We start from the raw sequence: 8,869 nt of genomic DNA on the forward strand, positions 1-8,869 counted from the left end.
GGATAGACCAGTGCGGCAAGGTGATTCACGTCGACCAGAATCCAATCGGCCGCACGCCACGTTCCAATCCCGCCACCTATACCGGCGTGTGGGACAAGATTCGCACGCTGTTCGCCAAAACACCCGAGGCGCAGGTGAGAGGCTACGGTCCTGGACGCTTCTCGTTCAACGTCAAAGGCGGCCGCTGCGAGGCCTGCCATGGGGACGGCACGTTGAAGATCGAAATGAACTTCCTGCCGGACGTATACGTGGATTGCGAGGAATGCCACGGCCAACGTTACAACCGCGAAACCCTTGAGGTGAAATACAACGGCAAGTCCGTGGCCGACGTGCTGAACATGCCCATCGAGGAGGCCGCGCAGTTCTTCAAGGCCTATCCGTCCATTTCGCGCTATCTTGACACTTTGGTGCAGGTCGGTCTCGGCTATATCCGTCTCGGCCAGCCGGCGCCGACGCTGTCCGGAGGCGAATCGCAGCGTGTCAAGCTCGCCACGGAACTGCAACGCCGTTCCACCGGCAAAACCGTGTACATCCTTGACGAGCCGACCACCGGTCTGCATTTCGAGGATGTGCGCAAGTTGCTGCTCGTGCTGCAGGGTCTAGTGGATAAGGGCAACACGGTCATCGTCATCGAGCATAACCTCGATGTGGTCAAATCCGCGGATTGGATCATTGATCTGGGTCCCGAAGGCGGTGACGGCGGCGGCACCATCGTCACCGAGGGCACGCCGGAGCAAGTCGCGCAATGCGAGCAATCCTGGACGGGCAAGTTCCTCAAGGATATGCTGTGAGCGATTTCGAACGGCACAGTCCGGAAGTATGGCGGAAAACAGCGGACTCATTGCGTGAGGCTTCCGAGCAGAACTCCGATATCCATCTGGAGGGCAGGGGCGTGAACAGGAATGGAGCGCCTCTGCTGGGTGATACCCGCGATCTGTTCCGTCCGAAGACCTCTGATATCCCCGCTCAGCCAGGTGTGTACAAATGGCGTGACGGGGAGGGGCGCGTCATTTACGTCGGCAAGGCCAAGAACCTGCGCAACCGGCTGACGAATTACTTCCAGCCCCTCTACCAGCTGCATCCACGCACCCAGACCATGGTGCTGACAGCACGCAGTCTCGAATGGACGGTCGTCGGCACGGAACTGGAATCACTCACTTTGGAGTACACGTGGATCAAAGAATTCGACCCACGGTTCAACGTGGTGTTCCGTGATGACAAGACCTATCCGTATCTAGCCATCTCCTCCGGCGAGCGGGTGCCGCGCATATGGGTGACACGTAGTCGCAAGCGCCGAGACACCAGGTATTTCGGACCTTATGCGAAAGTATGGGATCTTCGGCATAGTCTCGATCGTCTGCTTAAGACCTTTCCCGTACGCACCTGCTCGCAGAACGTGTTCCATAAGGCGGAGATCACGCATCGGCCCTGTCTGTTGGCATCGATAGGGAAGTGTTCTGCGCCATGCGTGGGGCGAATCAGTGCCGAGGAGCATCGCAGAATGTGCGAGCAGCTGGTGGGCGTACTGACCGGGCGAATCGGCAAGTCGTATATCGCGCAGCTGACCCGTGAGATGAAACTGGCGAGCGACGAATTGGAATTTGAGAAGGCCGCTCGTCTGCGTGACCAGATCCAAATGCTTCAGACCGTGGTCGAGCAGAACGCCGTGGTGTTCGATTCGGATGTCGACGCCGACGTGTTCGGTATCGCCTCCGACGAGCTTGAGGCAAGCGTGCATGCGTTCTTCGTGCGTGCCGGTTCCATACGAGGCGAACGCAATTGGAGCGTCGAACGGGTCGAGGATATCAGTGATGAGGAACTGATTTCAGACCTCATCACGCAGGTGTATTCGGAAACCGCGGGGGAGAACGCTTCCGCGTCCTCGGCCACCATCGTCACCGAACAACGCAACGCGATTGGTTCGACGCAGACCGTGACGGCCGTGGATGCGGCCGCCCGCGCGCAGGCCACGAAGGAACGCAACGAAAGGCAGGAGCAGACGGGACGTGCGGACCTTCTGGCTCCAATCGCTCCTGTGCCACGTGAGGTAATCGTCCCGATCGAACCTGCCCGACGTGAGGACCTTGAGCAATGGCTGGGCGGATTGCGAGGAGCGGCCGTCACCATCCGAGTGGCCAGCAGGGGAGACAAGAAGCAGCTCATGGACCGTGCAAACGACAACGCCAAGCAGGCGCTGCAACGCAGCAAGATGAGCCGCATCAGCGATATGGGGGCTCGCTCCGATGCAATGAACGATGTGGCGCGGGCCCTTGGTCTTGAGCAGGCGCCGTTGCGCATCGAATGCTACGACATCTCCAATACCGTCGGCGGTGCATATCAGGTGGCGTCCATGGTGGTGTTCGAGGATGCCATCGCGAAAAAATCGGAGTACAGACGCTTTGCCATCCGCGGCTCGGACGGGCAGGGCGCGTTGGACGATTTGAGCGCGCTGTATGAGACGCTGACCCGTCGTTTCCGTCATGGCAACATAGCTGGCGATTCCGGGGAAAGCATGGATAACGAGAAACGTGTGTCCAGACGGAATGGATTGTCGGATGAGACGGATGCATCCACAACGACGTCCGTACAGCAGAATACGGACCGCCACCATTTTGCCTACAAACCGAATCTCGTCGTCGTCGACGGCGGCAAGCCGCAGGTCATGGCCGCGGCCAAGGCGCTTGCCGACTGTGGCGTGGACGATGTGGCGGTCTGCGGATTGGCGAAGCGCCTGGAGGAGGTGTGGGTGCCGGACGATGATTATCCAATCATTCTTAAGCGTCAGTCCGAAGGCATGTATCTGTTGCAGCGGGTACGCGACGAGTCGCATCGTTTCGCCATCACCTACCATCGTCAAACAAGACGCAAAGGCATGCTGCGTTCTGCTCTGGACGATATTCCAGGCATTGGCGAGGCCTATCAAAAACGGTTGCTCAACCATTTCGGCTCCGTGCGTGCCATGCGTGAGGCGAGCGTCGAGGATTTCGAACAGGTCAAAGGCATCGGACATGCCAAAGCGGAAGCCATACACCGGGCGTTGCACGCTTCCGACGAAAACGTTGCCGAAAACGGGAATCTTGGCAACAAATCGGATGCAAGTCCGAAAGATGGAACAAAAACAGGGGCAAAACACGCAAAATGACATTCACGTTGCTAGCATGATGGTGGAAAACATCAAGGAGGGAACATGACGAATGTCGGCCATCGGTGCGCGGTCCTCGGCAAGCCCATCGCGCACTCGCTTTCCCCCGTGCTGCATAACGCCGCCTACCGGGCGTTGGGGCTGGACGGATGGTTCTACGACAAGCATGAGGTGGGGGAGCCCGAGCTTGAAGGTTTTCTGGAATCACTGGATGACAGCTGGGCGGGCCTGAGCCTGACCATGCCGTTGAAGAAGACCATCCAACCGTATGGCACGCCATGCAACACCTGGGCCAGAGAGCTCAAGGTGGCCAACACCGCCGTCTTCGACTGGACCGGCACATGCCGTAACGGCAATACCGCCATCCCCGCCATCAGGCTCTACAACACGGATGTCAAAGGCATCGAACTCGCCTTCCGGCATTCATACATGGAACGTGGAACGCAGCCGGAATCCGAACGAACGGGTGGAGCGGTAATCTTCGGCAACGGAAACACCGCCACCTCGGCATTGGCCGCATGCACCGAAATGCCATCGATCGGACATGTCACCGTCGTGGCTCGGCACCCCGACAAAAACGCCGCGCTCAAGCCTTTGGCCGACAAATACATGGGAGAGGGGTCCATAGACATTGTCGGTATGGACCAAGCGGCCCGAGAACTGGATTATGCCGACGTCGTCATCAACACCATTCCGGGACTCGCCGCCGACCCAATCGCCGAAACACTCGCGTCGGCGGATTCCCTTGTGCATGGAACCCTGCTTGACGTGGTATACGACCCCCGTCCCACCAAACTCATGCTGGCCTGGCGGTCACACGGCGGCACGGCTATCGGCGGTGAAGAGATGCTGTTGTATCAGGCCATGGTCCAAGTTTGGCTGATGACCGGCATATGGGATGACGATCCGCCGAGTCATCCAATCAATCAACAAAAAGTCAATGCGTTGGAACATGCCATGCGCGCCACGCTTGAGGAGGCTCTGTGATGAGTGACCGGAACGATACCATCCACCAGACAGGCAAGCATGTGAGTCCGACGCCGCCCGCCAAGGATTTCGAGGTGCTGCTCATCACCGGTATGAGCGGCGCCGGACGTTCTCACGCCGCCAACAGCATCGAGGATATGGGCTGGTACGTCGTGGACAATATGCCCCCGAAGCTGTTGGTTCCGCTGGTTGACATGATGACCAGTTCCGGATCGAACATCCATAAACTCGCCGCGGTCATCGATGTGCGGTCCCGCGACTACTTTGACGATCTGTCCGCCGTGCTGAGTCATTTGGACGATCTCGGCGTGAAGACCCGCATCCTCTTCCTCGACGCTAGCAACGAAGTGCTCATCAAACGGTACGAGTCCGTGCGCCGGCCGCATCCCCTGCAACGGGGCAATCGCCTTATCGACGGCATTCTCGAGGAACGTGACCTGCTGAAGAATCTCAAGGAACATGCGGACATCGTCATCGACACCTCAACGCTGAGCATTCATCAGCTGTCCACGAAACTGTATGAAGGTCTACTTGGCTCCGGTCCAACCACGGTCTCCGTGCATATATTCAGTTTCGGTTTCAAGTACGGCATTCCAATCGATGCGGACTTTGTGGCCGACGTCCGGTTCCTGCCCAATCCGTTCTGGGTGCCCGAGCTTCGTTCATTGACAGGCAAGGACAAGCCCGTGAGCGATTACGTGCTGTCCAGCGAAGGAGCCGAGGAATTTCTGGACGCGTATGAAAAGGCCATCGCCATCGCCATCGAAGGATACGCGCAAGAGGACAAGCATTACGTGACTATCGCCATCGGATGCACCGGAGGACAGCATCGTTCCGTGGCCATGAGCGAGGCACTGGCCAAGCGTCTGCGTGCCAGAGGCCTCACCGTCTCCGTTTCGGCACGTGAACTGGACAAGCGTGCAGCGGAACAATGACCGCATTATGAGAAAACAAGGTCCGAATATACGGAAAACACTTCATCTTTGTCCAAGATATTCGGTATCACAGTAAGCCGGTAGCAATGCGAGTCGACCTTGCGACTCGCCTGAAATTATAGGGAAGAACAGGAAAGTAGGAGGTTGGCTCTTGGCTCTTCTGGATGACGTCAAAAGCGAACTGGCCGCGATCGACAACGAGTTGCCCATCGCGAAGAAATCGCAGGCGACCGCGATGATTCGGTTCGGCAACGGCTTGCACTCAGTGGACCGCCACATTCTCGTACAGGCGCAGTTCGATTCCCAAGATGCGGCCTTGTGGTTGCAGGACACCATCAGGAACCTTTATGGCCACGAAGCTACGTTCACTCCGGTCTCCAGGCAGACCCCCACGGGCATAGTGCAGCGTTTCGTGGTCCGTGTGCCCAAAGGCAGCGCTGCGCTGGTGTTGCAAACCGGCCTGTACAGCAGGTACACAAAGACCATGGTGCTGGGTTTGCCGAGCGATATCATCAACGGTAAAATCGCTCAGATCAAAGCGGCTTGGCGCGGCGCGTTCCTCGCAGCGGGACATTTGTCGGATCCAGGCAAGGCCAGTTATCTTGAAATCGTCTGCCCGAATCATGAGGCAGCTCTGGCTCTGGTATCCACCGCACGGCGTCTGGGCATCACCGCCAAGCCGCGCAAACTGCGCAGTTCCGAACGCGTGACGTTGCGTGACCCCGATGCGATAGAACGCATGCTCATCCTTATGGGCGCCCCGCATTCCGCCCGCGAATGGACCGGCAAGCGTTCCGACGGTGAGGCCCGTGGAAAGGCAAATCGTCTGGCCAATTTCGACGACGCAAACATGCGTCGTAGTGCCAAGGCTGCCGCGGAGGCCTGCGACAAGGTCCGTCAGGCGTTCGAAATCCTCGGCGACGACATTCCGGACAATCTCAAATCCGCCGGTCAGCTTCGACTTGACCATGCGGATGCGTCCCTTGAGCAGTTGGGCCGTCTGGCCGAGCCGCCGATCACCAAGGATGCAGTCGCCGGACGTATCCGTCGACTGCTCCAATTGGCGGAGAAAACGGAAAAGGCACGCCGTCAAGCCGCCTGATTCGAAAGGCCGTGGATACGAAACACCATGCGTGTTTTCCAACGCATGGTGTTTTTTGTTCGTTTGGGCTGTATTATGCATAAGTGGCAATATGGCCATTCCACGCTTACAAGCGGCTAGGAAAGGATATACATGAAGACACTCAAGGATCTTGGAGATCTCAAGGGCAAGCGCGTTCTGGTTCGCGCCGATTTCAACGTTCCGCTGGACGGCACCACGATCACCGATGACGGCCGTATCAAGGCCGCCCTGCCGACCATCAAGGCTCTGCGCGAGCAGGGTGCGAAGGTCATTCTGATGGCTCATCTCGGCCGTCCGAAGGGCAAGGTCGTGCCGGAACTGTCTCTGGCTCCGGTGGCCGCCCGTCTCGGCGAGCTGCTCGGCATCACCGTTCCGCTGGCTGCAGATACCTACGGCGAGGACGCACAGGCCAAGGTCGCCGCGATGAACGACGGCGATGTCGTGCTGCTGCAGAACGTTCGTTTCAATCCGGAGGAGACCAGCAAGGATCCGGAGGAACGCGCCGCATACGCCAAGAAGATCGCCGCTCTCGGCGAGGTCTTCGTGTCCGACGGCTTCGGTGTCGTACACCGTGCACAGGGCTCCAACTATGACGTCGCAGCCGATCTGCCGGCCGCTGCTGGCCTGCTGGTCGAGAAGGAAGTCAAGGCGCTGTCCCGCGCTACCGTGAACCCCGATCGCCCGCTGACCGTTGTGCTTGGCGGTTCCAAGGTTTCCGACAAGCTCGGCGTGATCGACAACCTGCTGGACAAGGCCAACCGTCTGGTCATCGGCGGCGGCATGGCGTACACCTTCCTCAAGGCCAAGGGCTATGAGGTCGGCACTTCCCTGCTGGAAGAGGATCAGATCGAGACCGTCAAGGGCTCCATGGAGCGCGCTGAGAAGAACGGCGTCGAGCTCGTGCTGCCGACCGATGTCGTCATCAACCCCGTCTTCCCGAAGTCCGATGAGGACATCGCTCCGGAAGTCGTAGCCGCCGACGCCATCCCGGCCGACAAGATGGGCCTGGACATCGGTCCGGAATCCCAGAAGCTGTTCCATGACAAGATCGTCGACTCCAAGACCGTCGTGTGGAACGGACCGATGGGCGTGTTCGAGGTTCCGACCTTTGCCGAAGGCACCAAGGCCGTGGCTCAGGCTCTGGTCGACGCCACTGCAGCCGGCGCGTTCACCATCGTTGGTGGCGGCGACTCCGCTTCCGCGGTGCGTAACCTCGGCTTCCCGGAGGACGGCTTCTCCCATATCTCCACCGGTGGTGGCGCTTCCCTCGAGTTCCTCGAGGGCAAGGAACTGCCTGGTCTGAAGGTGCTCGCCTGATTTTCAAATCATGAAGAGGTGCTTCCTCATCGTCAAGTGGGGAGCACCTCTTTGCGTACTTCGCGTACAATGTCACAGGGCGAAATCTTCGTCCTGATGAATATGGATGATGGGAGCGGCGATTACTATGACGTCAAAACGAATCCCTTTGGTGGCCGGCAATTGGAAAATGAATTTCGACCATCTCGAGGCAACGTATTTCATCCAGCAATTCGCCTGGAAGCTCCGTGCCATCCACTTCGACCATAGGCGCTGTGAAATCGCGCTGATGCCATCATTCACCTCATTGCGTAGCGTGCAAGTGGCTGTCGAATCGGACAACCTGAAAATCCGATACGGTGCGCAAGCCGTGTCGGTCACATCACAGGGAGCCTTCACCGGCGATGTCTCCGCGGATATGATCGCGCATCTTGGATGTTCGTATGTGATCGTCGGTCACTCGGAACGACGCAAATACCATCCTGAGGACGATGCGAACATCGTCGATCAGGTACGTGCGGTGCTTGCAGCTGGTATGCAGCCGATTCTATGCGTTGGTGAAAGCTATGAGGAACGCCGGAAAGGAATCGAGCTTGACTTCGCCGTCGGTCAGGTGCATGACGTGACCTGTGACTTATCTGATGAGGAAGCGGCGAAGCTGATTGTGGCATATGAGCCGGTATGGGCCATTGGCACCGGCATGGTGGCCACACCGCAATCAGCGCAAGACGCGGCCGAAGCCATACGGAACGACTTATCGGCCACGTTCGGCACGGAAGTCGGCGAGACGGTACGAATTCTGTACGGCGGTTCGGTATCGTCGAAGAACGCCGTGGAATTGATCAGAGAGCCTGATGTGGACGGCTTTCTCATTGGCGGAGCTGCGTTGAAAGTCGACGAACTAACCCGAATTTGCAAGTTGACCATGGACGCGACATCCTGAAAACTTTGGGAAACCCGGTATGATGCTCGCTTTTTTCAACACCATGCGCTATTGTTAATAGGAGTGTTTACGAACTGGAGGTTCACCCGTGTCCGCTATGGCTACCGTTAAGCTTGTGCTGCAGATTCTTCTCGTCATTCTTAGCCTCTTGCTCACCCTGCTCATTCTTATGCACAAGGGCAAGGGCGGTGGCCTGTCCGACATGTTTGGTGGAGGTCTCACCCAGAATGCAGGTTCGTCCGGCGTCGCGGAAAAGAACCTGAACCGTTGGACCGTCATCATTGCTTTGCTGTGGGTGGCCATCATCATCGCACTTGGCCTGATGACGAAATTCAACCTTATCTGAGCAATGCAACGAGTTGGGCCCATGACCGATTCCCGCGGTCATGGGCCAAACTCGTTTTCTGGGCATGACTTTCATAAAAGGACTGATATGAACTCGA

7 protein-coding genes and 1 pseudogene are annotated in these 8,869 nt (G+C 58.0%); all 8 read left to right on the top strand.

From position 1 onward, the window contains the following. Positions 1-791: pseudogene (locus ACR0P8_RS07560) on the top strand (excinuclease ABC subunit UvrA); the annotation flags it as partial. Further along, a complete protein-coding gene (gene uvrC / locus ACR0P8_RS07565) occupies positions 746-3,142 on the top strand; it encodes an excinuclease ABC subunit UvrC (RefSeq protein ID WP_432624503.1) in 2,397 nt (798 codons plus the stop codon). The pseudogene ACR0P8_RS07560 and the gene uvrC, both read left to right, overlap by 46 nt. 45 nt (positions 3,143-3,187) lie before the next feature. Next, positions 3,188-4,129, top strand: a complete 942-nt coding sequence (locus ACR0P8_RS07570; RefSeq protein WP_432624504.1) for a shikimate dehydrogenase family protein — start codon at positions 3,188-3,190, stop codon at positions 4,127-4,129. Continuing rightward, positions 4,129-5,064 (top strand): RNase adapter RapZ, encoded by a 936-nt coding sequence (gene rapZ, locus ACR0P8_RS07575; protein ID WP_432624505.1) that lies wholly within the window; start codon positions 4,129-4,131, stop codon positions 5,062-5,064. The genes ACR0P8_RS07570 and rapZ overlap by 1 nt, the downstream gene beginning before the upstream one ends. Before the next feature lie 151 nt (positions 5,065-5,215). Beyond that, the gene (gene whiA / locus ACR0P8_RS07580; RefSeq protein WP_432624506.1) at positions 5,216-6,166 is read left to right on the top strand and encodes a DNA-binding protein WhiA; all 951 of its coding nucleotides are present in this window, start codon (positions 5,216-5,218) and stop codon (positions 6,164-6,166) included. A gap of 132 nt (positions 6,167-6,298) precedes the next feature. Beyond that, positions 6,299-7,504, top strand: a complete 1,206-nt coding sequence (locus ACR0P8_RS07585; RefSeq protein ID WP_432624507.1) for a phosphoglycerate kinase — start codon at positions 6,299-6,301, stop codon at positions 7,502-7,504. Positions 7,505-7,631: 127 nt separating this feature from the next. Beyond that, a complete protein-coding gene (tpiA, locus tag ACR0P8_RS07590) occupies positions 7,632-8,426 on the top strand; it encodes a triose-phosphate isomerase (RefSeq protein ID WP_432624508.1) in 795 nt (264 codons plus the stop codon). A 97-nt stretch (positions 8,427-8,523) separates the two neighbouring features. Beyond that, positions 8,524-8,772, top strand: coding sequence for a preprotein translocase subunit SecG (gene secG / locus ACR0P8_RS07595; RefSeq protein ID WP_003809205.1), 249 nt, complete (start codon positions 8,524-8,526; stop codon positions 8,770-8,772). Positions 8,773-8,869: the final 97 nt, after the last annotated feature.

Origin of the sequence: Bifidobacterium sp. (assembly GCF_050874245.1) — a bacterium.
Lineage (GTDB): Bacteria > Actinomycetota > Actinomycetes > Actinomycetales > Bifidobacteriaceae > Bifidobacterium.